A 25,906-nucleotide genomic window follows, 5' to 3' on the forward strand; every position below is an offset into this window, starting at 1 on the left:
CCCTTCCTGCCAGGAGGCCCGGCGCAAGTCGGGCCATGGCCTTCTACAAGAGAGTGACGTTGCCCCGTGGAATGGATTGAAGGCCACCGCCTGCCGATCGGCAGCTACGCCGCAGCTTTCGTCGACTGGCTGACGGATAATTTCACCGGGGTCTTCGACGCCATCCAGGTTGGCCTCGAGGCCTTCATCGACGCCATCCTCTACGTCCTGCAGACACCGCATCCCTTCGCGGTGATCGCGGCTTTCGGTGTCATCGCCTATGCCACGCGCCGCTCGGTACCGATCGTACTCTTCACGATCCTTGGCTTCCTGCTGATCGTCAATCTCGGCTACTGGAAGGAAACCACCGAGACGCTGGCGCTGGTCATCGCCTCGACCTCCGTCTGCATGGTCATCGGAATACCCATGGGTATCGCGGCCGCCCGCCGCCCTTGGCTTTATGCTGCACTGCGGCCGGTGCTTGATCTCATGCAGACCATCCCGACCTTCGTCTACCTCATCCCCGCCCTCATCCTGTTCGGACTCGGCATGGTGCCTGGCCTCGTGGCGACGGTGATCTTCGCCTTGCCCTCCCCGATCCGGCTGACCCGGCTCGGCATCGCCTCGACGCCCCTGCAGCTGATCGAGGCCGGCGACGCCTTCGGCGCGACGCCGTTCCAGCGGCTGATGAAGGTGGAGATCCCTTATGCCGCGCCGCAGATCATGGCCGGCCTGACGCAGACCATCATGCTGTCGCTGTCGATGGTGGTGATCGCGGCCCTCGTCGGCGCGCCGGGCCTCGGCGTGCCCGTGCTGCGGGCGCTGAACTCGATCAACATCGCCCAGGGCTTCGAGGCGGGCCTTGCGATCGTGCTCCTCGCCATCATCCTCGACCGCTTCTTCCGCGTCGACGAAGGAGGCCGCCGGTGAGCTCGATCGACCGTTCCCCGCTTACGCCCACGACGGCAAGGCCGATCGTCTCGTTCCAGAACGTCTCCATCGTCTTCGGCAAGAAGGCCGAGGCCGCCTTGCCGCTGGTCGATGCCGGCGCGACGCGCCAGGCGATCAACGAGCAGCTCGGCGTCATCCTCGGCGTCGCCGATGCCAGCCTCGACATCGCCGAAGGCGAGATCGCCGTGCTGATGGGGCTTTCCGGCTCGGGCAAGTCGACGCTGATTCGCGCCGTCAACGGCCTCGCGCCGATCACCCGCGGACGCGTGGTCGTCGACACAGGCCGCGGCCCGGTCGATCCGAAGGACTGCGGCGGCAAGCGCCTGCGCGAACTGCGCCGGCACGAGGTGGCGATGGTGTTCCAGCAGTTCGCGCTGCTGCCCTGGCGCTCGGTTACCGAGAATGTCGGCCTCGGCCTCGAGCTTGCCGGCTGCGGCAAGGCCGAGCGGCGCGATCGGGTGATGCGCCAGCTGGAGCTCGTCGGACTCAGCGACCGCGCCCATTCGCTGGTCGGCCAGCTGTCCGGCGGCATGCAGCAGCGTGTCGGCCTTGCCCGCGCCTTCGCCACGGACGCGCCGATCCTCCTGATGGACGAGCCTTTCTCGGCGCTCGACCCGCTGATCCGCACCCGGCTGCAGGACGAGCTCCTGGAGATCCAGGCCCGGTTGAAGAAGACCATCATCTTCGTCAGCCATGACCTCGACGAAGCGTTCAAGCTCGGCAACCGCATCGCCATCATGGAAGGCGGGCGGATCATCCAGGTCGGCACGGCGCAGGACATCGTCATGCGGCCGGCGAACGACTACGTCGCTGCCTTCGTCACCCACATGAACCCCCTGAACGTCTTGACCGCAGGCGACGTCATGGTGCCGCTCGACCGGTCGGCCGGCGGGCTCGATGCCCGCATCGCCGGCTCGGCGCACAGCCACACGCCCTTGCGCAAGGTGATGGAGGTCGTCTCCGAGGGCGGCGGCGAGGTCATGGTGTCGGAACAGGGCCGCATCATCGGCCGCATCGGAGCGCAGGAAATCATCACCGCACTCGGCCGGCATCAGAAGCGGAATTAGGCGACGGCAAAGCTGGTTCTTCTCCCCACCGGGGAGAAGTGGCCGGCAGGCAGATGAGGGGACGCCGGCGCCATGGTGCCGCGGACGGCAGATACAGCAAATCTGATGTCCGGCATCTGCGCAGCCCCCTCATCCCGCTGCCGCGACCTTCTCCCCGGAGGGGAGAAGAAAGCAGCGTCGCCGCCGGCGAACTCAGGCGGCCGCGGCCGCCTTCTTCGCCGCCACCCGCTTGCGGATGCTGTCGACATCGGTGATCGGCGTCGCGGCAAACAGCGTGCGGGTATATTCATGCTGGGGGTCGGCGAAGACGCGCGCCTTGGGCCCGTGCTCGACCACCTCGCCGTAGTACATCACCATCACCTCATCGGCGATGAAGCGGACGACCGAGAGGTCGTGGCTGATGAAGACGTAGGTCAGGCCGAATTCCTGCTGCAGGTCGGCCAGAAGGTTCAGGATTTGCGCCTGGACGGAAAGATCCAGCGCCGAGACGGGCTCGTCGAGAACAAGGATGCTGGGGTTCAGCATGAGGGCGCGGGCGATGGCGATGCGCTGGCGCTGGCCGCCGGAGAACATGTGGGGGTAGCGGTTGTAGTGCTCGGGGCCGAGCCCGACCTTGACCAGCATCTGCATGGCCAGTTCCCGCCGCTCGGCCGCGGAGTGCTGGGTGTTCAGCACCAGCGGCTCGGTCAGCACGTCGCCGACCTTCTGGCGCGAGTTCAGCGAAGAATAAGGGTTCTGGAAAACGATCTGCACCTTGCGGCGGAGATCGGCTCCCGGCTTGGAAGTGCCGATATTGACGGGCAGGCCGTCGATCAGCAGATCGCCGGCGGTCTGCGCATCGATCAGCGCCAGGATCCGCGCGAGCGTGGACTTGCCGCAGCCGCTCTCCCCCACGATCGCCAGCGTCTTGCCCTTCTCGACCGAAAAGCTGACGCCCTTGACCGCGTGTACCTTCTTCACCGGCTTGAACAGGCCGGCGGGCACCTCGTAGTCGCGCTTCAGGTTGCGCGCCTCGATCACGATGCTCATGCGCTTGCTCCCGCAGCGGTTTCGGCCAGGACGAAGTCGGACACCGTCGGCAGCCGCGAGCCCGTGGCATTTTCCGGCAAGGCCGACAGCAGAGCCCGGGTGTAGCTGCTCTTCGGCGCGGTGAAGAGCGACAGCACGTCGGCCTCCTCCATCTTCTTGCCCTTGTACTGGACGATGACGCGGTCCGCCGTCTCGGCGATGACGCCCATGTCATGGGTGATCATGATCAGCGCCATACCGTGCTTCTGCTGGAGGTCGAGCAGGAGGTCGAGGATCTGCTTCTGGATGGTGACGTCGAGCGCCGTCGTCGGCTCGTCGGCGATCAAGAGCTTCGGCCCGCAGGCGATGGCGATGGCGATCATCACCCGCTGGCACTGGCCACCCGACATCTGGTGCGGAAAGCTCTTCAGCTTCTCCTCGGCATCGCGGATGCCCACGAGGTTCAGCAACTCGATCGCCCGCGCCCGCGCCGCCTTGCCGCCTAGACCGAGATGCTGGTTCAGCACTTCTTCGATCTGGAAGCCGACATTGAAGCACGGATTGAGGCTGGCGATCGGCTCCTGGAAGATCATCGCGATATCGCGGCCGATGATCTCGCGGCGCTGCTTGCCCGTCATCGAGAGCATGTCGCGGCCTTCGAAGGTCATCTCGTCGGCGGTGACGGTGGCCGTGCCAGGGAGAAGCCCCATGACGCCGAGCATGGCGACGGACTTTCCCGAGCCGGACTCGCCGACGATGCCGAGCACCTCGCCGACATCGACGGACAGATCGATGCCGTCGACGGCCCTGAACGGGCCCGACGCGGTGTCGAAGGTGACGGTGAGATTGCGAAGGGAGAGGAGAGCCATGCCTTACATCACCAACTTTTTCATCTTACATTCCAACCCGAAGGAGAACACCATGTCGACAACCAAACCGCAGGAGCGACCCAAACCGATCAGCGGGCCTACGGGACCCCGGCCGATCTATTAGGTCGCAGTTTCAGGGACGTCTCGAGCGACGTCACCGCATCCTTGCCAAGAATCGCCGCAAAATCCTTGAGGGCCAGATAGTCTCCTATCATGGCCAGTTTCTGCAGTTTCGGCAGCTCTGCGAAGCGGTCACTCCGCAGGTCGTCAGCGAAGAAGCCGATAACCTCCTGCTGCCGATAGAACAGCACCACCTGATCGATGACGTCGTTCGGCAGAATGGAAATCTCCGTGGCGACAGCGCCGAAGAGGGGCGAGCCTGCCTCGCGAGAGATGAATGGCAGGTAGCTGTCGTCGGTCTCGAACTGCTGCGACACTCTCGCGAAGATTTCCGTCGTCTCGTATTGTTGCAGATGATGGACGATCGACCGGATTTCAGCGAGCAACGCTGTCTGCACATCGCGAATACGCTCTGCCCGTCGTCGCCCTTCGATCGCATTTGAGCTTCGCCAGCTGACATACCAGCCGATCGCCGCAATGAAGGAGGAGATCAGGGTCGCGGTGACGACAGGACCAACCCAATCTCCCCCCAAGGATCAACTCCGCTTCAGCTTCGGATCGAGCGCATCGCGCAGGCCGTCGCCGATCAGGTTGATCGCGAGAACCGTAATCAGGATGGCGAGACCGGGGAAGGTAACGACCCACCAGGCCCGCAGCACGAACTCGCGGGCCTCGGCCAGCATCGTGCCCCATTCCGGCGTCGGCGGCTGGGCGCCCATGCCGAGGAAGCCGAGCGCTGCCGCGTCGAGGATGGCGTTGGAGAAGGATAGCGTCGACTGGACGATCAAGGGACCCAAGCAGTTCGGCAGGATGGTCTTGAACATCAGCCGCAGCGGCCCTGCCCCGACAACACGCGCGGCCGTGACATATTCCCGTTGCTTCTCGGCCATCACCGAGGCGCGCGCCAGCCGCACGAAATGCGGCTGCAGCACGAGGGCGATGGCGATCATCGCGTTGACAAGACCGGGTCCGAGCACCGCGACGAGCACGAGGGCCAGGAGCAGCGACGGGAAGGCAAGGATGATGTCCATCACGCGCATGATAACGGTGTCGACCCAGCCGCGGACATAGCCGGCGATCAGGCCAAGCACGACGCCGGTCGACACGGCGATCGACACCACGAAGACGCCGACGAACAGCGAGAAGCGCGCGCCATGGATCAGCCGGGACAGGACGTCACGGCCGACGGCGTCGGTGCCGAGCGGAAAGGCGATGCGACCGCCCTCTTGCCAGAACGGCGGGATCAGAAGCGCGGTGCGGTCCTGAAGCGTCGGGCTGTGCGGCGCGATCAACGGCGCGAACACCGCTGCGAACACGATCAGCGCAAACACCACGAGGCCGACGACGGCCCCCTTGTTGACCGAGAAATAGAACCAGAACTCGGAAAACTGCTGCGCCCGCATGCTGCGCGGCTTGGCGGTCGGAATATCGGTGCCGACGCCCTCGGCGGCCTTCTGTGCGTCGATGCTCATGAGTTGCGAACCCGCGGGTTGATGAGGCCGTAGGTGAGATCGACCAAGAGATTGACGACCATGATGATGACGGCGACGAACAACAGACCGCCTTGCACCACCGGATAGTCGCGCTTGAACACGGAATCGACCATCCACTTGCCGATGCCGGGCCAGGAGAAGATCGTCTCGGTGAGGATGGCGCCGGCGAGCAGCACGCCGACCTGCAGGCCGATCGTGGTGATCACCGGGATCAGCGCGTTGCGCAGCGCATGGATGCCGACCACCCGGAAGCGCGACAGGCCCTTGGCACGGGCGGTGCGGACATAGTCCTCGCCCAGCACTTCCAGCATGGCCGAACGGGTCTGGCGGGCGATGACGGCGAGCGGGATCGTGCCGAGCACGATGGCCGGCAGGACGAGGTGGCTCAGCGCCGATTTGAAGGCTCCGGACTGTCCCGACAACAGGCTGTCGATCAGCATGAAGCCGGTGACCGGCGGGAAGAAGTACATCAGCGAGATGCGGCCCGACACCGGCGTCCACTGCAGATAGCCGGAGAAGAAGATGATGAGGAGAAGCCCCCACCAGAAGATCGGCATGGAATAGCCAACGAGGGCCGTTCCCATGATCGACTGGTCGAACCAGGTGCCGCGCTTGATCGCCGCGAAGACACCGGCGGGAATGCCGATGACCACGGCAAACAGCATGGCGACCAGCGAGAGTTCGATCGTCGCCGGAAACAGCGCCATGAACTCCCGCAGCACCGGCTGCTTGGTGGTGATCGAATTGCCGAAATCGCCCCGGAGGATGTCCCAGAAATAGATGAGGTACTGGGTGTAGAGCGGCTTGTCATAGCCGAACTGCACGACAAGCTGCTGGTACCGTTCCGGCGAAAGGCCGCGCTCACCGGCCAGCGCGATGATCGGATCGCCGGGCAGGAGCCGAATGAAGAAGAAGGAGACAAGCGTGACCCCGATGAAGGTCGGGATCAGGAGGCCGATCCGCTTGAGAAGAAATCCGAACATGGAAAGTGCCCTTGACGCCTGCCGCATCCGGGAGACGCCCCGTGCAACAGACCAAAAAAGATGAGCGCCGCCGGACCAGCCGGCGGCGCTCTTTATAGCCTCAGATCAGTCTACTCGTCGATGTCGACGCCGTCGAAGCGGTGCGAGCCGAGCGGATCCATCAGGTAGCCCTTGACCTTCGTGGACATCGGCAGGCTGACGAGCGAATGCGCGATCGTCGCCCAAGGGGCCTGGTCCTTGAAGATCGTCTGCGCCTCGGCATAGAGCTTGCTGCGCTCGGCCTGGTCGGAGATCGTGGCGGCCTTCTTGATCAGCGCGTCATAATCCTTGTTGCACCAGGCAGCCTTGTTGCCGCTGCCGATGCCGTCGCAGCCGAGCAGGATGGCGAGGAAGTTGTCCGGATCGCCATTGTCACCGGTCCAGCCCGCAAGGACCGCGCCGTCGTGCTTCGGATCGCCTGCGAGCTTCAGGTACTGCGTCCAGTCGTAGGTCACGATCTCGACCTCGACGCCGACCTTGGCGAAATCGGCCTGGATCAGCTCGGCCATGCGGCGGGCGTTCGGGTTGTACGGACGCGCCACCGGCATCGCCCAGACCTTCATCTTCAGTCCGCTGACGCCGGCCTCGTCGAGCATCTTCTTGGCCGCGTCCGGATCGTACTTATCGTCGACGATCTTCTCATTGTAGGACCACATGGTCGGCGGGATCGGGTTCTTCGCAACCTGGCCGATGCCGGGATAAACGGCCTCGAGTATGGCGTCCTTGTTGATCGCCATGTTGAGCGCGCGGCGGACCTCCGCCTTGTCGAACGGCGGCTGCGAGGCGTTGTAGGCGAGGTAGCCGACGTTGAGGCCGGCCTGCTCCATCATCGTCACCGACGAGTCGCTCTTCAACGCCGGGATGTCAGCGGGGTTCGGGTAACCGGCAACGTGGCACTCGCCGGCCTTCAGGCGCTGCAGGCGAACCGAGGCATCCTGGGTGATCGCGAAAACCAGATCGTCGATCGGCTGCTTGCCACCCCAATATTCTGGATTGGCCTTGTAGCGGATGACCGCGTCCTGCTGGTAGGCGACGAAGGCGAAGGGACCGGTGCCGAGCGGCTGCTGGTTCAGCTTCTCTGGGGTGCCGTCCGCGAGCAGCTTGTCGGCGTACTCCTTCGACATGACCGAGGCGAAGTCCATCGCGAGGTTCGCGATCATCGGCGCGTTGGGGGTCGTCAGGGTCAGCTTGACCGTCAGATCGTCGACCTTCTCGAACGACTTGACGAGCGTCGGCATCGACATGTCGTTATAGTAGCCCCAGGTGGTGTCGCCCGCATAGGAGAAGTACGGGTTGGCCTTGTCGCTCTGGCGGTTGAAGGTGAAGAGCACGTCATCGGCATTGAAGTCGCGGGTCGGCGTGAAGAAGTCCGTGGTCTGGAACTTGACGCCCGGACGCAGCTTGAAGGTGTAGACGAGGCCGTCCTCGGAAACTTCCCAGCTTTCAGCGAGGCCCGGCACGACCTCGGTGGTGCCGCGCTTGAACTCGACCAGGCGGTTGTAGACCGGCTTCGACGACGCATCGAAGGTCGTTCCAGCCGTGTACAGCGCGGGATCGAAACCCTCCGGCGAACCTTCCGAGCAGTAGACCAGCGACTTGGCGGAAGCAGCCGAACCGAGCGTCAGGGCAAGCGCCGTCGCAGCCAGAAGCGTCGTTACAATTTTCATTCGCGATCTCCGTTGTATTGAAAGCCGAATCTGCGCTCGCATGGGACTGGCCTTGGCATGCTCGCATGACGGCGCATCCCATAGCGTCAGCTAATTCGATGCAAGCTTAATTTTTCATCATTCACTCAAAAACGATCCGCGGCGCCGGTATTTTACGCGATGCCACGGAATCCATTGCGCTTAGTGTATTGGCAGCTATCGACTTGAAGATTGCAGCGTGCGGTCCATCCGGCTCTGCCGCCACCACGGGACGGCCCGCATCGGACGTCTCGCGGATCCGCATGTGCAGCGGAACCTCGCCGAGGAACGGCACGCCAAGCCGCGTGGCCTCGGCGTGCGCGCCGCCATGGCCGAAGATGTCCGAACGCTCCCCGCAGGAGGGGCAGAGGAAATAGCTCATGTTCTCGACGATGCCGAGCACCGGCACGTCGACCTTGCGGAACATGGCAAGGCCCTTGCGGGCATCCAGCAGAGCAAGATCCTGCGGCGTCGAGACAATGACGGCGCCAGCCAGCGGCACCTGCTGCGCCATCGTCAGCTGCGCATCGCCGGTGCCGGGCGGCATGTCGACGACGAGCAAGTCGAGCTTGCCCCACTCGACCTCCCGCAGCATCTGCGTCAGCGCGGACATCACCATCGGACCGCGCCAGATCATCGGCACCTCCTCGTCGACAAGAAGGCCCATCGACATCGCCTTCAGCCCGTAAGCCTCGATCGGAATGATGATGCGGCCATTGCTCTTCGGCTTCTCCCGGATGTCGAGCAGCCGCGGTATCGACGGACCGTAGACGTCGGCGTCGAGGATGCCGACTTTCAGCCCGAGGGCCGCAAAACCGAGTGCCAGGTTGACCGCCGTGGTCGACTTGCCGACGCCGCCCTTGCCCGACGCCACCGCGATGATACGTTCGATGCCGGGAACGCCGGGCTTTGCGGTGTTCGTGCGGGGGGCCGGGGCCGCCGGCGTCGCGGGACGGGACCCGGCCGGGGCATGGGAATGGGCATGTCCGTGCGAATGGCTGTGCGCATGCCCCGCCGGGGCGGCCGGTGCAGGCCGCGGTGGGACAGCGGCGCCGCTACCCGCGGTCTTCTCCGCGGTCAGCGCCACCATCCCCGACCGCACGCCTTCAACGGCCGTCAGCCTGCGTTCGATGTCCTGGCGGAACGGCTCGAAACGCGGAGCGTCCTCCGCCGGCACCGACAGCGAAAAGAAGGCCTTGCCGTCGGCGATGAAAATATCGGAGACCATGCCGCGGGAAACGACATCCCCCTTGCCGTCGGGCGCGTCCAGGCCTTTCAGCAAAGCGATGATCTGATCCTTGATGATGGCACTCATGTGAACCTTTCCAGGGTCGCTGTCGGCATTTCATCCAGCCCATACCGATGATGCCCTGCTTCCGCAAACCAGGAACGTTCCCGTCTTCGGCATTGACCTGAAATCCAATGGCAAATCCCGCCGGTTGCCTGCCGCTGTAAGACGTCGTGTTCGGCCAGGGAGTAACACTCCTGCAGTTACCAGAGGGTCGCGCGATGGTGGACGCTGCTGGATGCGTCGATCGCCTGTTCGTTGGTGTAGCATCGGCCCAAAGCGAAGAAAGGAGCTGATGATGGACCGATTGAAGAAGGATCCCTGGCGGGGTGTCGACGACGAGACCCGCGCGCTGGCGCGCCGGCTGGTTCGAACCGCCCGCTTCGCGGCGATTGCCACTCTTCACCCGGAGACCGTTTGGCCACAGGCAACCCGTGTCGCTGTTGCAGCCGACGCGTCCGGTCACCCGATCGTCCTGATCTCCAACCTTGCGCCGCACACCCCTGCCCTGAAGGCCGATCCCCGTTGCGGCGTGCTCCTGGGCGAGCCCGGAGACGGCGACCCGCTGGCGCATCCGCGCATCTCGCTCGCCGGAACCGCCCATTTCATCGCGCTTGCGAGCCCGGAGGAAAAGGCATTGAAGGCGCGCTTCCTGGCGCGCCACCCAGAGGCCGCGGCCTACAGCGATCTCGCCGATTTCCAGATCGCGCGGTTAGCCGTCGGCAGCGCCAGCCTCAACGGCGGTTTTGCGAAAGCCTACAGGATGGAGGCGGACGACGTGGTGGATCCGCCAGTCGATCCAGCGCTCCAGGCCGCGATCCTTCGCGCCCTCACGCACATGAATGCAGACCACCTCGACACCGTCGATACCCTTGCACGACGGAGTGGCGAGGAAACGAAGGGCTGGCATATTCTGTCGGGCGATGCCCGCGGCTTCGAGATCGGACATCGCGACGAGATAAGACGCATCGAGTTCCGGCAGAGGATCACCGCCGGCAACCAGTTACACCGTGCCTATCTCGACCTCTTCACCGACAGCTGAGCGATTTCAGGCCGCGCAATCGGCGCGGAAACGGTTTCCGGCCTTGGTTTCCCAGATGCAAAGTCCCGGATTGTTGGCGGCTTTGCCGACCATACGATCGCCCGTTCCCGGCTGCGGCTCAGGAACCTTGCCGGGCGTGTACGGGGTGACCGCGGCACCGCTGACACCGAACACGGCGCCGAAGACAGGCGACTCCTTGCTGAAATTGCTGCACGCGGACAACCCAAGAAGCCCGCACATGGCAACAGCAACCGTTTTCAGCATTTCAACATCCTAAAACTGAGAAAACTGGCTAAAACTGAGAAAACTGGCAGCTCAAACGAAAAAAGCACCGCCCGTAAAGGCGATGCTTCTTTCAAAATTTGGCCGGCAGGCTTTACGGGCAGGCAGCCACGTAGCGCTCACCAGTGCGCTGGTCGCGGTAGATGCAATCGCCAGCCTGTGAACGGCCGATAACGTTGCCGACCACAGCGCCCGTGCCTGCACCGATAAGGCCACCAACAAGCGCACCCTTACCGCCGCCGACGCCTGCGCCGATTGCCGCACCGCCGAGACCACCGATCGCAGCGCCCGTACTGGTCGCTCGCTCTGTCTGCGAACAACCCGCGCTCACCAGCAGAAGACCGGCAACAGCCCCCATCATCATCTTTTTCATCTACGCGCCTCTACCGATTTTGTTTTCGTCCCACCCCTCAAACTCTAAAAGGGCACGGAGGTTCCATCGACGCGCATCCTGACAAAATGATTCCGCGGCAGAAGTTAGCGAGCGGCCACGATCTGGGGTGCAGCGTCAAACGTTACGATCAGATTTCCATTACGGCCAATAGTCCAGTCGACCGTGGCCGATTCCTCGAAGACTTCCTCGGAAACTTCCTTGCAAGCGCCATACACCTTTTTGTCGGCGGTATCGCTTAGACGCATCTGCAACGATAAGTTTTGCGAGCACTCGGCCTGATCTTCGTATGCAGTAACAGGGACAGGGATTTCCTTGCAAACCGACGCATCGGCATTGCAGCCTACCAGCAACATGAATGCAGCGATATGTTCCATCGGTCCGTCTCCTTCGGGAAGAAGAACATTCCGCTGGGGCAACGGTTCCAGTTCGCGTTAAGCCAATATTCACACTTCAGTGAACTGCAGGGCCAGCAATTGTAGTCGCGCCTACGCATTATCGCAAGCAAGTGGCGCGACCGGTAGTGCTTTCGGCGCTACTCGGGACTGTTGATCTCGAATTGTGATTCCGGAATCAACAATGTGTAGTGCAGCCCGTCGGCCCGGTAATCCAATGCAGCCTGACCGCCCACTGAATTAGGAACGATGCGCTCGAGCGTCGACGTTCCGAACCGCGTATCATTGTCGCTGCGAACGCGTGGACCACCTGTCTCGCGCCACATCAGCCGAAGATTTCGCTCCCCGTCCTGATCGACGAACTCAGACGAAATCGCAACCTTGCCGCCGGGGCTGGAGAGCGAGCCATAAGAAGCAGCATTGACGGCGAGTTCATGCAGAGCGAGGCCGACATGCAAGGATGCGGTCGGCGAGAGATATACATCGACCCCGTCGAACGAGATCTGCCCCATTCCATCCGGCGCATACCGTTCGACCTGCATGACGATGAGGCTGACGAGATCTGCTCCCCGCCAATCCGCATCGGTCACGATGTCCTGGGATGAGGCAAGCGACTGTATGCGCCCTCTGAACCGAACGAGGAATTCGGGAACCGTTACCGAATGGCGGGCGGTCTGGCTGGCCAGACTTTGAATGATGGCAAGCAGGTTCTTCGAGCGGTGGGACAACTCCCGCAGAAGAATTTTGAGTGTCTCTTCGCGACGCTTCTGCTCGGTGATTTCCAGCGACGTACCGATAATGCCGACGACGACGTCATCGACCTTATCGACGTCGACACGGATATCAAACCAACGCGTAACGGAACCGGAGGTTGAGGAAAGCTCAAAGCGCGCCGGTCGCTGCGACCGTAAAACCTCGTTCTTGACCAAGACAGATTTTGAGGCTGCGCCAGCGTCGAGTATGTCGTGGTCACCTTGCCCAACAACACTTTCATCTAGCCAAGAATTGGAAGCGTTAAATACCCAGAGATAAGTAAGCTCGCGGCTTTGCGCGAACAGCGTCATCTCGGTATTGGCGAGAGCTTTTAAAGCCTTAGAGGCAACCATCTGCAGACGCTCAAACCTTTACGCATGCTCTTGTCCGCCTGACCCGCCCGCTCAGCGGAAAGTCAGAGTTTAGCTGGGCATGCCTGCCTGTAGCCGCTGCCTGTTCAACTTTAGAACCGTTGCGAAATCATCCGATTTCCGTTGTTCGGGTCGCTTTCCAACCCTGCTCGAACAACGCGTCCTTCTGTCCACGGTTCCTGAGATTCTGAACCGCGATACGTTAGCCAATACAAAAACACCGCCGGGGTACCGGCGGTGTTTTTTGGTCGACCAAAGGCTTAGGCAGCCGCCCGCTTTTCGGTTTCGAAAAACAATGCCTGGCTGATCAGAGCCTTCACCATGTCCGGATTAAACGGCTTCGTCACCAGGAAGGTCGGCTCCGGCCGCTCTCCCGTCAACAGCCGCTCAGGAAAGGCGGTGATGAAGATGACGGGGACACTGACCTTTGACAGGATATCGTTGACTGCATCGATCCCTGAGCTGCCGTCGGCGAGCTGGATATCTGCGAGAACCATGCCCGGCTTCTGCTGCTCGAACAATGCGAGCGCTTCCTTATGGGTCCGCGCGATACCGGTGACAGTATGGCCGAGGCTCTCGACCATCTGCTCGATGTCCATGGCGATCAGCGGCTCATCCTCGATGATCATGATCTCAGTCGAGACCTGCCGCCCGATATCAATGCTTGCTTCGTCAATCAGGCTCGAGAACTCCTGCTCGCCGACGGAGAGGATCTGTGCCGCCTCAGTCGTCGTAAATCCCTCGACGGCTACCAGCAGAAAAGCCTGACGCGGCAGCGGCGAGATCGCACGAAGATTACGCGAAGCGCTCTCCTCCCAAGCCGAAACCGGCGCGTCGTCGCGTACATTCACCTCAACCGACTGCCAGAGCGATGAGAACAGGCGGTACAGCGAAATACGCGGGCTGTCCTCGGTGCTGAAAAGGCTTGGATCGGCGATGAGGGTCTCCAGCACGGCCGCGACGTAGGCATCGCCGCTCGCCTGCGAGCCACTCAAGGCACGCGCATACCGCCGAAGATACGGAATGTGCGGCGCTATACGAGACGACATCGACATGAAAACATTCTCCAACGCCGAACGACCGGCAAAACATGTTCGGCGCCGCGACAACGCGTGCGCTCCCTTACAGTTCCGTCCAGAGGAACCTTTCCGCTGTGGCGCGGTTATGACCGATCTGCCAGCGCTCGGCCATATCAAAGATTGCTGACCCTGCCGCCGCGGCGTAAAGACTTGCGAAATCGGAATCGACATACACATCCGGGAAACGGCGATGCGGAGACGGTCCAGTCTTCGCACTCCTTCTGGACGAGGCTGCGAGAGGCTTGATGGAAGATCGAGAAAACGAGGACGGGAAGATGCAGATGACCCATAGCGTGCAAACCGGGGCTACTGCACACGACCTCGGCTCCAACTCAGCCATTGGGCGGCGGTTGAAGGCCTACTACGACGACGTCGCGAGTGAACCGGTTCCCGACCGGTTTCTTGCTCTGCTCGATGCACTTGACGCAGCCGAGACGTCCACGACAAGTCCGGAACGCGAATAGGAACTCGATGAGCCAGGATCCGGAATTTCGCCGCGAACTGATTTCCATTATCCCCAACCTCAGGGCGTTTGCTGCATCGCTGTCGGGCTCGTTTGATCGCGCCGACGATCTGGTGCAGGAAACTTTGGTCAAGGCGTGGGACAAACAACACACCTTTCAGCCGGGGACCAATCTCAAGGCGTGGCTTTTCACCATTCTACGCAATGAGTTTTATACGCAGATGCGCAAGAAGGGCCGTGAGGTCCAGGACGTCGACGGTATTCATGCCATGCAACTCGCCGGCCATCCCGAGCAACATGGTCACCTCGACCTGCAGGATTTCCGCAAGGCGCTAGAGCAGCTTCCGGACGACCAGCGTGAGGCGTTGATCCTCATCGGCGCCTCGGGCTTTTCCTATGAAGAAGCCGCCGAAATTTGCAAATGCGCCGTGGGTACGATCAAGAGCCGGGTCTCCCGCGCGCGGACGAAGATTTCCGACGTTCTGGGCATCGAGGGCGACGGCGAATACGGACCCGATTCCATCTCGTCGCAGATCATCGGCGTCGCGCCGGCAGCTTGATGAACTTCTTTGGAGGAAGGCGATAACCGTCGCCCCCTCGTCATCCTCACCGAACATCCGCAGCTGGAACGATAGTTTGGGCGTTTGGAAATGCTGGGGGTTGGGAACCGGGCCGAGGCTAGGCCATTGTCATCGGGCAGAAGGCATAAACCCTTCGACACCCTAGCCGCTTGCGAACCGCATGCCCCGGCCAACTCCAAGTGAGGATGCTTTCAATGCAGTCCGATACCATTCCGAATGATTTCGAAGCTGGTGCCGCCGGTGGCCCGCGTTCCAACGATGCCGAACTGGAAGTTCAGGTGGCGAACCTTCGCTCCGATGTCGCCGGTATCGCCGAGACCCTGAAGTCGATGGCGTCCGAGCGCGCCGATGGCGCGAAGCGTCAGGCCTTTGCTCTTCGTGACGACGTTCGAGACCGCGGTGAACAGTATGTCCGACAGGCGAAGGATGCTGTGTCTGACATCGAGGAGCAGGTATCTGAGCAGGTTCGTGCCGAGCCAATCAAGGCTGTGATCGTTGCTGCGGCGATCGGCTATCTCTACGCGCGCATCTTCCACTGAACATGGTTTTCGCGCTGATCACACGGCTTTTCACGGGCGAGGCAGGGATTTACCTGGCTCGCCTCAAGCGGCTCGTGGGATTGTATGTCATGCTGGGCGTGTTCGCGCTCCTGCTGCTCATCTTTCTCATCATTGCCCTCTTCACTTGGTCGGCGCAGCATTTCGGTAGCCTGCCGACCGCCCTCGTTTTCGCTGGCGTCTCGCTTCTCCTCGTTATCGTTACGTATATTCTGACGGTGATGGCGAAGCGGCCGCCCGTTACACAGGCAGATGACCGACTTAAGCGCGATATTGCTTCGATCGCTGGTGTGACGGCAATGACGAACGCCCCTCAGATTATGCGGGCGGTCCGTCGTCAGAAGAAGCTTTTGTTCGTTCCGATCGCCGGAATGGGTTTCTACGGGCTCTACAAGCTCCTCGCGGGTCGGCAGCGCCGATTCTGAGTAGCCTATTCGGCTGCCCTATTTCTTTGGACAGCCCTTGCCAGCGCCTCGATCTCATATGGCTGACATTTTCAACTTGGAGTAGCTGATGACCCGCCTCGACCCGCAGGACGCCCGCCAGGGCAAAAAGGGTACGCCCGTCCTCAAAGTGCTCATTGCCGCGCTGGTACTGTGCGTCATCGTCGCGATCGGACTGGCCCTGTTTGCTAAGGCAACGCCCGAGTCGGCTATCCCAGCAGCGAGCGTCGGCAATAACCCGAGCTCGTCCGCGGCGCCATCCGACGCAACAACGACGCCTACGCCGGCAACACCTGCACCGGCCAATTGATGGGTGAAGATCAATTCGACATCGAGAAATCGGACAGGAATTTAGCTGGTACGGCAGACGCTTCGGCTGCTGATCAGACTTCCATCCTGTCTGACGGAGACATCGACGCTGTTCTCGACGACCCAACCATGTCGCCTGAAGAGAAGATGGCACGGCTGGAAGAGCTTCGAGAAAGGGTGACGCACCGGGACGACGAAGCGTACACGCCGCTGTCAGCTCGTCTTGCAGATGCATTTTCGATGCTGGCACAGGGCGGTCATAGTTATACTGACAACAGCACCGACCCAGACAAGCTGGTACGCTGACTCCCTTTCTTCCCGTCGACCGACGAATTGACCAATATTGCGCGAATTACCGAACGCCGGCCCCTCAGGCCGGCGTTTTTGCGTCGCTCTCTATTTCTTTGCCGCGTGGTAGTGCGCATCGGAGGGAACGAGGACACGGAGGGCTTTAGCGTGGATCTCGACCACTGACCGCGCTTCGAGGTCGCAGAGTTCCCCATCGCAAACGGCGCGATCGCGGTGATGGCTGCCCGTATAGTCGATCACCACCTTCTTGGCGGTATAGGTCTTCAGCGAGGAATTGCCGCGCCAAGCCCCAACCAGAATGTCCAAGGTTAGACGCGTCACCGAGCGTACATCACGGGTCTCGCAGATGTAGACGCCGAGTTCGCCGCCCTGCGGATTGTCCGCGAACGGCAGGTGACCGTCGCCATACACATTATTGGAGACCGCCAGCGCCGGGGTTCGGATGCGGCGGGTCGTCCCGTCGATGTCGATCTCTGCCTCGACGAGCGGCAGGCTTTTAAGGGTCGCAATGAGGGCCCGCGTCGTCGCGAACATCTTGCCGACCCGCGAGCCGTAGTCGAACTTCTCGCGCATTCGGACCATGCGGGCATGCATGCCCACAGCGAATTGGTGGATAAAGGGCGTGCCGTTCACCGTGGCGATGTCGACCTCAATGATGATCCCATCCGACAGCGCCGCAACAGCCTGGTTGATGTCCTGCGGAATCTGCAAGGTACGAGCGAAAAGGTTCATCGTCCCCGCGGGAATGATGCCGAGCGCAATGTTCCCGTTCATCAAGGCGCCAGCAGCCGTTGAGACGGTGCCATCGCCGCCGCCGACGAGAAGAACGTCGATGTCGTCACGCCCTGCTGCCGTGCGCAGCGCCTCCTCGATGTCGTCGCCGGCGATCGGCTCTACGGTTGTTGAATGGCCATGAAGGCGGAACTCGTCGACGATCAGACTGGCGAAAAGATCGAGGTCGGTCGTCTTCAGCGTACCGCCGTCGCGGTTCAGAATCGTATGGATCTTCATCTTGTCCTGTCGCCGGTCGATCCGGTCGGTTGCTATTTGCCTGATCAAACCATTTCAGCGGCGAGATTGCGACGCCTGCGGTGATGCGCGCTCGTTGTGTTCATTCAGTCTGCCGGCCCGGCGTCGGGAGGACGCCCGTTAGCCGAGGCATCTAACGCTGAAATCCAGCAGGACGAGGGCTGTCAATACCTTCTGTCTTAAAGAAAAGCCTACGGATGCAAATGAGTTTCTCTGGAACTTTGGCGCGCCGAGTTCGGTTATCAAGGTGTGAAGGGCACACCGCCATGCTGTGACGAAGCAATAAGCACGACGTGCCCGTATCCTGACAATAAAGACGAGGAATTACGCTATGATCCGCAAACTTTTGGCCACCACGGCACTCGCAAGCATCATCGCAACCAGCGCCTTTGCTCAGGCAACCACTACCGAACAGACCACACCGGCGGCAACGACCGGAGCGATGTCGACGCCGCCAACTGGTGCTGAAGCCACGCCAATGTCTTCCGACAGCGCATATCTGCAGCAGATCGGTACGGACGAGTATCTGGCCAGCGACCTTACCGGGTTGACGGTTTATGCCACCAACGCGGCTGATGCGGCCTCGGCTGGCAAGATTGACAACTTCCTCGTTGGCAATGACGGCAAGATCGTAGCCGCCATCGTCAGCACCAGCGGCCTTGAGGACGACAAAACCGTTGCCGTGCCTTTCGAGAAGATCACCTGGTCGGTTGGTGAGAACAACGCTCCCCGCGCCGTCCTGACCGCGACGGCGGAAGAACTGGCCGCAGCACCGGCATTCGTCGAATCCACCGCGACCGCCGCTGCAGCGACCGGTGCCTCTGCACCGATGACAGCTGCGGCTCCGACGGACACGACAGCTGGAGCCGCGGCGACCAGCGGCGCCACGACATCCGCTCCGAGCACGGCAGCGCCAGTTCAGACTGCAGCCGCCATGGGAGATACGACCTATCCGGCAACCGTTGCCGGCGACCAGTATCTGACGCAGGACATGATCGGCAGCACTATCTACTCCGGTCCGGGCAACGACGCTGAGAAGGTGGGCTCGGTCAACGATCTCGTCATGAAGAAGACGGGTGATGTGGCGGCAGCCGTTGTGGGGGTCGGTGGCTTCCTCGGCATTGGTGAGAAGAACGTCGGCGTCCCCTTCGCTGAACTCCAGCTGTCCAAGGTAGATGGTGACGAGACGCGCGCTGTTTTGGCCGCTACCAAGGACCAGTTGAAAGCCGCACCAAGCTTTGAGACCGACGCGACCGATGTAGCGGCCAAGGACACTGCCACAACGGCGGCATCTGGTGGCATGGCAACGGCGCCAATGGCCGCAACCACAGCGACTGGCACGTCAGCGGCGACCACGCCAGCCGCTCCGGCTGCTGGAACCGACGCTTCTTCTACCGCCTCGACGGGCGGCGCCACTGACCGCGCTTCGATGACGCCGGTGACCGGTGCCGAGCTGACTGCCGACAAGCTGAAGGGCACGACCGTCTACGGGCCGAACGACGAGAGCATTGGTGAAGTTGGCGACATTGCTCTGAGCCAGGGCGGCCAGGTCGATGCCGTAATCGTCGACGTCGGCGGCTTCCTCGGCATCGGTGAGAAGCAGGTCGCAGTCGCCATGGACAACCTTCAGTTCATGAAGGACAGCGGCGGGTCGATGTATCTCTACACGCAGTTCACGCAGGACCAGCTGAAGAACGCGCCGGAGTATAACAGCGACACCTATGCTGCGAACCGCGACCAGATGCGGATCGCCCCAGACGCAACGCTCCCGGGTGCTACCACCGAGGGGACTTCGGCCCCCGCTACGGGCACCACGGCACCGGCTCAGTAAGCCAAAGAACAACGCCAGAAGCAGAAAGGCCCGCCGTAAGGTGGGCCTTTTTTCGTTTCCCTCTCAGGCGAAACAAGGTGAAGTTGGCTCACGAAATTGTCGGACTGACTCGGGTCTATCATCGGCTATCCCACGAAGAGGTCAGGACGTTTCATCCTCCGTTCATCGACAAGCCCGTATGGAACGTCATGGCTCTTTACCGACAACTCGGCGTCACCCTCGCAGCTCTCGGCATCGGCGGGGTGATCTGGCTCTCGCTCGACCCACGGCCAGGCGCGTACCTTCTCTCGATGTCCCTTCCAGCTCCCGTCGCGGCGGCGGTATCTGCTGTGATGCCAAGCAAGACGGAGACGACGAGTGCGCCGCCGGCCCGTCAGGCGGGCCGCGGGCCACGGCCGACGATCGTCAGTGCCGGCCGCGTCACCACCTCCCTCACCCGCAACCAGGTCCGGGCGATCGGAACAGGCGAAGCCGAGCGGTCGGTGACGGTTTATCCCGACGTCACCGGGATCATCGAGACCGTGCCCTTCAAGTCCGGTGACACGGTTGCCGTCGGGGACAGTCTGGCCCTCCTCGAGGACGATGCGGAGCAACTCGCCGTCGATCGCGCGCGAATTACGGTGGCAGCGGCCGAGGAGAAGGTGGTGCGCATTGCACGCCTGCTGGAATCCCGTGCGATTACCCAGGTCGACGTCACCGCAGGCGGGCGAGAGCTCGACAACGCCCGGCTCGACCTGCGCAGTGCCGAGATCGCCCTGCAGAAACGCAAGATCGTCGCGCCGATCGCCGGCCGTGTCGGCATCGTCAGCGTCGATACCGGCGATCTCGTTTCCAACCAGACGGTCATCACCACCATCGACGACCGCCGTCAGCTGAAGGTCATCTTCTACACCCCCGAATCCATCGTCCCGGAACTCGAGATCGGCGGACCGGTCGAGGCCGTCAGCACGGCGCGGCCGGAGAAGATCCACGCCGGCCGGATCAGTGCGATCGACAGCCGCCTCGACGAGGCCAGCCGCACACTGCGCACCGAGGCGACGATCGACAATGCCGCGGACGAGCTGCGGCCTGGCATGTCGTTCTCAATCAACCTTGCCCTCGAAGGCGAACGGCTGCTGTCGGTCGACCCGCTCTCCGTCCAGTGGGAGCGCAAAGGACCGATCGTCTGGCGCATTGAGGGCGACACCGCGGTGAAGCTTCCGGTCCGGATCATCGAGCGCAATATCGACCGCGTCCTCGTGACCTCGAACGTCCTCAAGGAAAACGACGTTGTTGTGGTCGAGGGCGTGCAGGCGCTGCGGGAAGGCGGCAAGGTCGAGGTCCAGAACGCTGAGGCGATGAGGCAGCCGCCTGTCCCCCGCGAGCTCGAGCCGGTGGCAGAGCCGACGATCGGCGATGATGGCGTTCCCATCCGGCCGGATGCGGCGATTGCGCCGATTGCGCGCGACGGCAAGACCGCCGCAGCGCCTCCGGCCGCTGGGACTCGGGTCGAATGAGCGTCTCGCCCTCGAAGCCGGACGGACTGACCGCCCTCACCAGCCTGTTCATCCGCCGGCCGGTACTGACGATCGTCCTCAATCTTCTCATCGTCGTCGCCGGCCTCGCCTCCTTGCGCGCCGTCGAGATTCGCGAACTGCCGAACATCGACCGGCCGGTGATCACCGTCTCGATCGACTTCGAGGGCGCCGCGCCCGAGGCCGTGGACCGCCAGATCACCAGCGAAGTCGAGAGCGCCGTCGCCCGCGTCTCCGGCATCGCCTCGGTGTCGTCGAGCTCGCGCTTCGGGTCGAGCCGCGTCACCATCGAATTCACCGACTCCACCGATCTGAACGTCGCCGCATCCGACATTCGCGACGCCATCAGCCGCATCGCCAACAGTCTGCCGGACGAGGCGGATGAGCCGCGTATCGTCAAGGCCGACGCCGACGCCGATCCCATCATGCGCCTGGCGGTGATCGCGCCAGGCATGGCGATCGAGGATCTGACCACCCTCGTCGAGGACCGGATCGCCGACCAGCTCGCCGCCGTCGAGGGCGTTGCCGACCTCCAGCTCTCCGGCGAGCGGGAGAAGCTTGTCTATGTCGACATCGAGCCGGACCGCCTGGCGACGCGCGGGCTGACGGTGGCCAATGTCGCGACGGCGCTGGCCAACGTTGCGCTCGACGTGCCCGCCGGCTCGCTCGCCTCCCCGACGCAGGACCTCATCGTGCGCGCCGACGCCAACGTGACGTCGCCGGCCGAGTTCGAGAACATCGCGCTGAACGACCGCACACGCCTGCGCGACGTCGCCAGCGTGCGTTTCGGCCCGGACGAGGCGGCGTCGCAGCAGCGCGTCAACGGGCAGACCGGCATCGGCCTTGGCGTCATCCGGCAGGCGGGGTCGAGCACGCTCGACATCTCCACCGGCATCCGCGCCATGGTCCAGCAGTTGAACCGGACCTTGCCGGAGGGGGTCTCGGTGCGCGTCACCTCCGACAATGCGGTGTTCATCAACGGCGCCATCCACGAGGTCGAGCTGTCGCTGATCTTTGCCGTGATCATCGTGGTGGCGGTGATCTACCTTTTCCTCCTCAACATCCGTGCGACCTTCATTCCCGCCGTGACCATGCCGGTGGCGCTGATCGGCACGCTGACCTTCATCTATCTCGCCGGCTTCTCCATCAACATCCTGACGCTGCTGGCGCTGGTGCTGGCAACGGGCCTCGTGGTCGACGACGCGATCATCGTCCTCGAGAACATCGTCCGGCGACGCGACATGGGCGCGCGACCGGCAGCGGCCGCCGTGCTCGGCACGCGGCAGGTGTTCTTCGCGGTCATTTCGACGACGGCGACGCTTGCCGCCGTCTTCGTGCCGATCTCGTTCCTGCCGGGCGCTGCCGGCGGCCTGTTCCGCGAGTTCGGCTTCGTGCTGGCGGTGGCGGTGGTCATCTCCTCCTTCATCGCGCTCACCCTTTGCCCGATGCTGGCGGCAAAGTTCCTGAAGGCGCGCGAGGACGAGAAGCCGGCCGGGCGCTTCACCAAGGGCGTCCGCTGGTTCGGCGGCAAGCTCGCCGGCTTCTACGCCGTCACCGTGCGCGCTTGCCTGAACTTCCCGCTGCTGGTGGTGGTCGCTTCCCTAATCTTCTGCGGTGCCGCCTACCTCACTTTTAAGACCTTGCCGCAGGAGCTGACGCCCGCCGAGGACCGCGGCCAAGTCGTCCTGCGCATTACCGCGCCGCAGAGCGCCAGCCTCGACTACACCGCCGCACAGATGCGGCGGACCGAAAGCATCGTCCTGCCCTATGTCGAGAGCGGCGAGGCGACCAACATTTTTGCCACCACCGGCCGCGGCTCGGCCAATTCCGGCTTCATGGTGATGACGCTCGCTGACTGGGCGGTGCGGACGCGCTCGCAGCAGGAGATCGTCGCCGAGGTGAACGCCGCCGTGCGCAATGTGCCGGGCGTCCGGGCCTTCGCCATCCAGCCGAACTCGCTCGGCATTCGCGGCGGCGGCCAGGGCCTGCGCTTTGCCATTGCCGGGCAGAACTATGACGAGCTCGGCAATGCCGCGGCGAAGCTGAAGAGCGCGATGGACACCGATGGCCGCTGGGGCCGCACGCAGCTGGCCTCGGAAGCCGCCCAGCCGCAGGTCTCGGTGCTGATCGACCGCGCGCGGGCCTCGGATCTCGGCATCGACATCGACGGCCTCGCCACCGCCATGCAGTCGCTGCTCGACGGGCGCGAGATCGCGCGGACCTATATCGAGGACAAGCAGATCCCGGTGCGGATCGTCGCCACCTCCAACCCGATCAACGATCCCGGCGATCTTCGGAACGTGTTCCTGAAGGCCAAGGACGGCCGCATCGTGCCGATGTCCTCGGTCGCCACCACCGAGGAGCGGCCGATCGCGCCGACGCTCGACCGCGAAAACCGCTCGCGCGCGGTCTCGCTGTCGGCCGAACTGCCAGAGGGCTATTCGCTGGCCGAGGCCTGGGCGGACATCCAGCCCTTCGCGGACGGGGTGCTGCCGGACGGCATGCGGCTGGTGCCGCTGGCGGAAGCGGCAACACTTGAGGAGACCTCGGGCGGGCTCGCCATCGTCTTCGGCTTTGCCATCGTCATCATCCTCCTCGTCCTCTCCGCCCAGTTCGAGAGCTTCGTCTCCGCCCTCATCATCATCGCGACGGTCCCGCTCGGCCTTGGCTGCGCGGCCCTTGCGCTCGCCTTCTTCGGCGTCAGCCTCAACCTCTACAGCCAGATCGGCCTGGTGCTGCTCGTCGGCATCATGGCCAAGAACGGCATTCTGGTCGTCGAGTTCGCCAACGAGCTGCGCGAGGAGGGCATGGGCCTGCGCGAGGCGATCGAGCAGGCGGCGCTGATGCGGCTGCGGCCGGTGATGATGACGATGGTGGCGACCGTCGTCGGCGGCGTGCCGCTGATCTTCGCCTCGGGCGCCGGCGCCGAGGCGCGCGTTGCGCTCGGCTACGTCATCGTCGGCGGGCTGGGCCTTGCGACCTTCGCGACGCTCTACGTCACCCCCGTCGCCTATCTCCTCCTCGGCCGCTTCTCGAAACCGGTGAAGGCGCGGACCGCCGAACTGCACCGCGACATCGCCGAGGCCGAGCGTTTTGGCGAGCCCGGCCACGCCTGATCGACCGCTCGGCCGCGGTAACCGCGTGCAGTGCATTTCGCCGCGCGCCGAAATGGGTTAGAGCCTCAGCATGGCTCTTCCTCCCCTACTTCGTCTCGACGGCATCAAGCTGACTTTCGGCGGCACGCCGCTCCTCACCGGCGTCGAGCTCGGCGTCCTGCCGGGCGACCGCATCGCACTCGTCGGCCGCAACGGCTCCGGCAAGTCGACGCTCCTCAAGATCGCCGCCGGCTTCGTCGAGCCGGATGCCGGCGAGGTGTTCCGCCAGCCGGGCGCCACCATCCGCTATCTCGCGCAGGAGCCGGATTTTGGCGATGCCGTCAGCGTCGAGGCCTATGTCGCCGCGGGCCTTGGGCCCGCCGACGACCCGTACCGCGTCACCCGCTGCATCGATGCGCTCGGCCTCGACCCGAACGCACGCCCCTCCGACCTCTCCGGCGGCGAGGCCCGCCGCGCTGCGCTCGCTCGGGTGCTGGCGCCCGAGCCCGACATCATCCTCCTCGACGAGCCGACCAACCATCTGGATCTGCCGACCATCGAATGGCTGGAGGACGAGATCCGCTCGCTTCGCAGCGCCATCGTCGTCATCAGCCATGACCGGCGCTTCCTCGAGAAGACCACCACCGCCACCGTCTGGATTGACCGCGGCGGCGCCCGGCGGATCAACGAAGGCTTCGGCGCCTTCGAGGCCTGGCGCGACAAGACGCTGGAGGAGGAAGAGCGCGACCTCCAGAAGATGGACCGCAAGATCGTGCGCGAGGAGCACTGGCTGCGCTATGGCGTCAGCGCCCGGCGCACCCGCAACCAGCGCCGCCTCGGCGAGCTGCACGCCATGCGCGCCGACCGCAAGAACGTCCGCCGGGCCGTCGGCATGGCCGAGATGAACGCCGGCGAAACGCGCGAAAGCGGCAAGCTGGTGATCGAGGCGGAGAACATCTCCAAGGGCTATAACGGCCGCACCCTCGTCGACGACTTCTCGATGCGCATCCAGCGCGGCGACCGCGTCGGCTTCGTCGGCCCGAACGGCGCGGGCAAGACGACGCTCCTGAAGATGCTGATCGGCGAGACCAAGCCCGACACCGGCAAGATCCGCCTCGGCACCAATCTCGACCTCGCCTTCCTCGATCAGAAGCGCGCAGCCCTCCGTGACGAGCAGACGGTCTCGGAAGCCCTCACCGACGGGCGCGGCGACCAGGTCATGGTCAATGGCGAGCCACGGCACGTCGCCGGCTACCTCAAGGATTTCCTGTTCCAGCCCGAGCAGATCCGCACGCCCGTCGTGAACCTCTCCGGCGGCGAGCGCGCGCGGCTGCTGCTGGCGAAGACCATGGCGACCCCCGCCAACTTCCTGGTGCTGGACGAGCCGACCAACGATCTCGACATGGAGACGCTGGACCTGTTGCAGGAGCTGATCGCCAACTATCCCGGCACGGTCATGCTGGTCAGCCACGACCGCGACTTCCTCGACCGCACGGTGACGAGCATCGTCACCCCCGACGACAAGGGCAAGTGGATCGAATATGCCGGCGGCTATTCCGACATGCTCACCCAGCGCCGCTCGGACGCCAAGACCGCGCGCGGCATCCCCGAGCGCAAGGGCAAGGGCGGCCGCAACCACGACCTCACCGGCGCCTCGAAAATGACCGTGACCGCCCCGCCCCCGGCCAACCCGTCGGGCGCCAAACTCTCCTACAAGCAGAAATTCGCCCTCGAAAGCCTGCCGAAAACCATCGCGACCCTCGGCAAGGAGATCGCCGAGCTCGAGACCGAAATGGCCAGCCCGACGCTGTTCACGAAGGACCCCAGTCGGTTTGCGAAACTCGCGAAGAAGCTGGATGCGAAACGGGCGGAGCTGGCGAAGGCGGAGGATGAGTGGCTGGAGTTGGAGATGCTCAGGGCGGAGGTTGAGGGGTAGGGTTTGTACCCACTTACCCTACGCTCATGTTCGTCGTCAGCATT

26 protein-coding genes are annotated in these 25,906 nt (G+C 63.3%); 13 read left to right on the plus strand and 13 right to left on the minus strand.

All coding sequences use genetic code 11. The features are described from left to right. Positions 1-66 precede the first annotated feature (66 nt). Positions 67-909 (plus strand): choline ABC transporter permease subunit, encoded by an 843-nt coding sequence (choW, locus tag ACZLZY_RS07180; RefSeq protein WP_472933066.1) that lies wholly within the window; start codon positions 67-69, stop codon positions 907-909. A gap of 5 nt (positions 910-914) precedes the next feature. Continuing rightward, a complete protein-coding gene (gene choV / locus ACZLZY_RS07185; RefSeq protein ID WP_472933155.1) occupies positions 915-1,997 on the plus strand; it encodes a choline ABC transporter ATP-binding protein in 1,083 nt (360 codons plus the stop codon). Positions 1,998-2,189: 192 nt separating this feature from the next. Here the strand turns inward: choV and ACZLZY_RS07190 are convergent, their stop codons facing one another. The 7 genes from ACZLZY_RS07190 to ACZLZY_RS07220 all read right to left on the minus strand — a co-directional run bounded on the left by ACZLZY_RS07190 (position 2,190) and on the right by ACZLZY_RS07220 (position 9,509). Then, positions 2,190-3,026: a dipeptide ABC transporter ATP-binding protein gene (locus ACZLZY_RS07190; protein ID WP_472933068.1), complete on the minus strand. Its 837-nt coding sequence runs from the start codon at positions 3,024-3,026 to the stop codon at positions 2,190-2,192. Then, positions 3,023-3,874 carry an ABC transporter ATP-binding protein gene (locus ACZLZY_RS07195; protein ID WP_472933070.1) on the minus strand — a complete coding sequence of 284 codons (852 nt, stop codon included), beginning with the start codon at positions 3,872-3,874 and terminating at the stop codon, positions 3,023-3,025. Before ACZLZY_RS07195 ends, ACZLZY_RS07190 begins: the two co-directional genes overlap by 4 nt. Before the next feature lie 98 nt (positions 3,875-3,972). Continuing rightward, positions 3,973-4,527, minus strand: coding sequence for a hypothetical protein (locus ACZLZY_RS07200; RefSeq protein ID WP_472933072.1), 555 nt, complete (start codon positions 4,525-4,527; stop codon positions 3,973-3,975). Positions 4,528-4,530: 3 nt separating this feature from the next. Continuing rightward, positions 4,531-5,397: an ABC transporter permease subunit gene (locus ACZLZY_RS07205; RefSeq protein WP_472933157.1), complete on the minus strand. Its 867-nt coding sequence runs from the start codon at positions 5,395-5,397 to the stop codon at positions 4,531-4,533. Positions 5,398-5,462: 65 nt separating this feature from the next. Beyond that, positions 5,463-6,470, minus strand: coding sequence for an ABC transporter permease subunit (locus tag ACZLZY_RS07210; protein WP_472933074.1), 1,008 nt, complete (start codon positions 6,468-6,470; stop codon positions 5,463-5,465). Between the two features lie 110 nt (positions 6,471-6,580). Next, positions 6,581-8,176 (minus strand): ABC transporter substrate-binding protein, encoded by a 1,596-nt coding sequence (locus ACZLZY_RS07215; RefSeq protein ID WP_472933076.1) that lies wholly within the window; start codon positions 8,174-8,176, stop codon positions 6,581-6,583. A gap of 121 nt (positions 8,177-8,297) precedes the next feature. Further along, positions 8,298-9,509, minus strand: a complete 1,212-nt coding sequence (locus ACZLZY_RS07220; RefSeq protein WP_472933079.1) for an Mrp/NBP35 family ATP-binding protein — start codon at positions 9,507-9,509, stop codon at positions 8,298-8,300. Positions 9,510-9,780: 271 nt separating this feature from the next. Between ACZLZY_RS07220 and ACZLZY_RS07225 the strand changes: the two genes are divergently transcribed. Continuing rightward, positions 9,781-10,524, plus strand: a complete 744-nt coding sequence (locus tag ACZLZY_RS07225; RefSeq protein ID WP_472933081.1) for a HugZ family pyridoxamine 5'-phosphate oxidase — start codon at positions 9,781-9,783, stop codon at positions 10,522-10,524. A 6-nt stretch (positions 10,525-10,530) separates the two neighbouring features. Here the strand turns inward: ACZLZY_RS07225 and ACZLZY_RS07230 are convergent, their stop codons facing one another. From ACZLZY_RS07230 to ACZLZY_RS07250, 5 genes are all read right to left on the minus strand, one after another. Then, positions 10,531-10,788, minus strand: a complete 258-nt coding sequence (locus tag ACZLZY_RS07230; protein ID WP_472933083.1) for a hypothetical protein — start codon at positions 10,786-10,788, stop codon at positions 10,531-10,533. 112 nt (positions 10,789-10,900) lie between these two features. Continuing rightward, a complete protein-coding gene (locus tag ACZLZY_RS07235) occupies positions 10,901-11,179 on the minus strand; it encodes a YMGG-like glycine zipper-containing protein (protein WP_472933085.1) in 279 nt (92 codons plus the stop codon). A 104-nt stretch (positions 11,180-11,283) separates the two neighbouring features. After that, a complete protein-coding gene (locus tag ACZLZY_RS07240) occupies positions 11,284-11,574 on the minus strand; it encodes a hypothetical protein (RefSeq protein ID WP_472933087.1) in 291 nt (96 codons plus the stop codon). 158 nt (positions 11,575-11,732) lie between these two features. Continuing rightward, the gene (locus ACZLZY_RS07245; protein ID WP_472933089.1) at positions 11,733-12,698 is read right to left on the minus strand and encodes a sensor histidine kinase; all 966 of its coding nucleotides are present in this window, start codon (positions 12,696-12,698) and stop codon (positions 11,733-11,735) included. Between the two features lie 278 nt (positions 12,699-12,976). Then, positions 12,977-13,771, minus strand: a complete 795-nt coding sequence (locus tag ACZLZY_RS07250) for a response regulator (RefSeq protein WP_472933091.1) — start codon at positions 13,769-13,771, stop codon at positions 12,977-12,979. Between the two features lie 299 nt (positions 13,772-14,070). Here ACZLZY_RS07250 and ACZLZY_RS07255 point away from each other — a divergent pair, with 299 nt between their 5' ends. The 6 genes from ACZLZY_RS07255 (at position 14,071) to ACZLZY_RS07280 (ending at position 16,454) form a co-directional block, all read left to right on the plus strand. Continuing rightward, on the plus strand, positions 14,071-14,259 hold the full coding sequence (locus tag ACZLZY_RS07255; protein WP_472933093.1) for a NepR family anti-sigma factor: 189 nt from the start codon (positions 14,071-14,073) through the stop codon (positions 14,257-14,259). A gap of 7 nt (positions 14,260-14,266) precedes the next feature. After that, complete coding sequence (locus ACZLZY_RS07260; protein ID WP_472933095.1) at positions 14,267-14,818, plus strand: sigma-70 family RNA polymerase sigma factor; 552 nt, start codon at positions 14,267-14,269, stop codon at positions 14,816-14,818. A 215-nt stretch (positions 14,819-15,033) separates the two neighbouring features. Continuing rightward, positions 15,034-15,378 (plus strand): ElaB/YgaM/YqjD family protein, encoded by a 345-nt coding sequence (locus ACZLZY_RS07265; RefSeq protein WP_472933097.1) that lies wholly within the window; start codon positions 15,034-15,036, stop codon positions 15,376-15,378. A 2-nt stretch (positions 15,379-15,380) separates the two neighbouring features. After that, a complete protein-coding gene (locus ACZLZY_RS07270) occupies positions 15,381-15,821 on the plus strand; it encodes a hypothetical protein (RefSeq protein ID WP_472933099.1) in 441 nt (146 codons plus the stop codon). 88 nt (positions 15,822-15,909) lie between these two features. After that, on the plus strand, positions 15,910-16,149 hold the full coding sequence (locus tag ACZLZY_RS07275; RefSeq protein WP_472933101.1) for a hypothetical protein: 240 nt from the start codon (positions 15,910-15,912) through the stop codon (positions 16,147-16,149). Beyond that, positions 16,149-16,454 carry a hypothetical protein gene (locus ACZLZY_RS07280; protein ID WP_472933103.1) on the plus strand — a complete coding sequence of 102 codons (306 nt, stop codon included), beginning with the start codon at positions 16,149-16,151 and terminating at the stop codon, positions 16,452-16,454. The genes ACZLZY_RS07275 and ACZLZY_RS07280 overlap by 1 nt, the downstream gene beginning before the upstream one ends. Positions 16,455-16,544: 90 nt before the next feature. Here the strand turns inward: ACZLZY_RS07280 and ACZLZY_RS07285 are convergent, their stop codons facing one another. Next, complete coding sequence (locus ACZLZY_RS07285; RefSeq protein ID WP_472933105.1) at positions 16,545-17,468, minus strand: diacylglycerol/lipid kinase family protein; 924 nt, start codon at positions 17,466-17,468, stop codon at positions 16,545-16,547. Positions 17,469-17,817: 349 nt separating this feature from the next. On the opposite strand from ACZLZY_RS07285, the gene ACZLZY_RS07290 reads away from it, so the two are divergent. The 4 genes from ACZLZY_RS07290 (at position 17,818) to ACZLZY_RS07305 (ending at position 25,862) form a co-directional block, all read left to right on the plus strand. Continuing rightward, positions 17,818-19,317, plus strand: coding sequence for a PRC-barrel domain-containing protein (locus ACZLZY_RS07290; protein ID WP_472933107.1), 1,500 nt, complete (start codon positions 17,818-17,820; stop codon positions 19,315-19,317). A 188-nt stretch (positions 19,318-19,505) separates the two neighbouring features. Next, on the plus strand, positions 19,506-20,813 hold the full coding sequence (locus tag ACZLZY_RS07295; protein ID WP_472933109.1) for an efflux RND transporter periplasmic adaptor subunit: 1,308 nt from the start codon (positions 19,506-19,508) through the stop codon (positions 20,811-20,813). Continuing rightward, positions 20,810-23,947, plus strand: a complete 3,138-nt coding sequence (locus ACZLZY_RS07300; protein WP_472933111.1) for an efflux RND transporter permease subunit — start codon at positions 20,810-20,812, stop codon at positions 23,945-23,947. Before ACZLZY_RS07295 ends, ACZLZY_RS07300 begins: the two co-directional genes overlap by 4 nt. 70 nt (positions 23,948-24,017) lie before the next feature. Beyond that, positions 24,018-25,862, plus strand: a complete 1,845-nt coding sequence (locus ACZLZY_RS07305) for an ABC-F family ATP-binding cassette domain-containing protein (RefSeq protein WP_472933113.1) — start codon at positions 24,018-24,020, stop codon at positions 25,860-25,862. Positions 25,863-25,906 lie beyond the last annotated feature (44 nt).

The sequence above is a fragment of the Mesocryomonas lacus genome, from assembly GCF_055730135.2.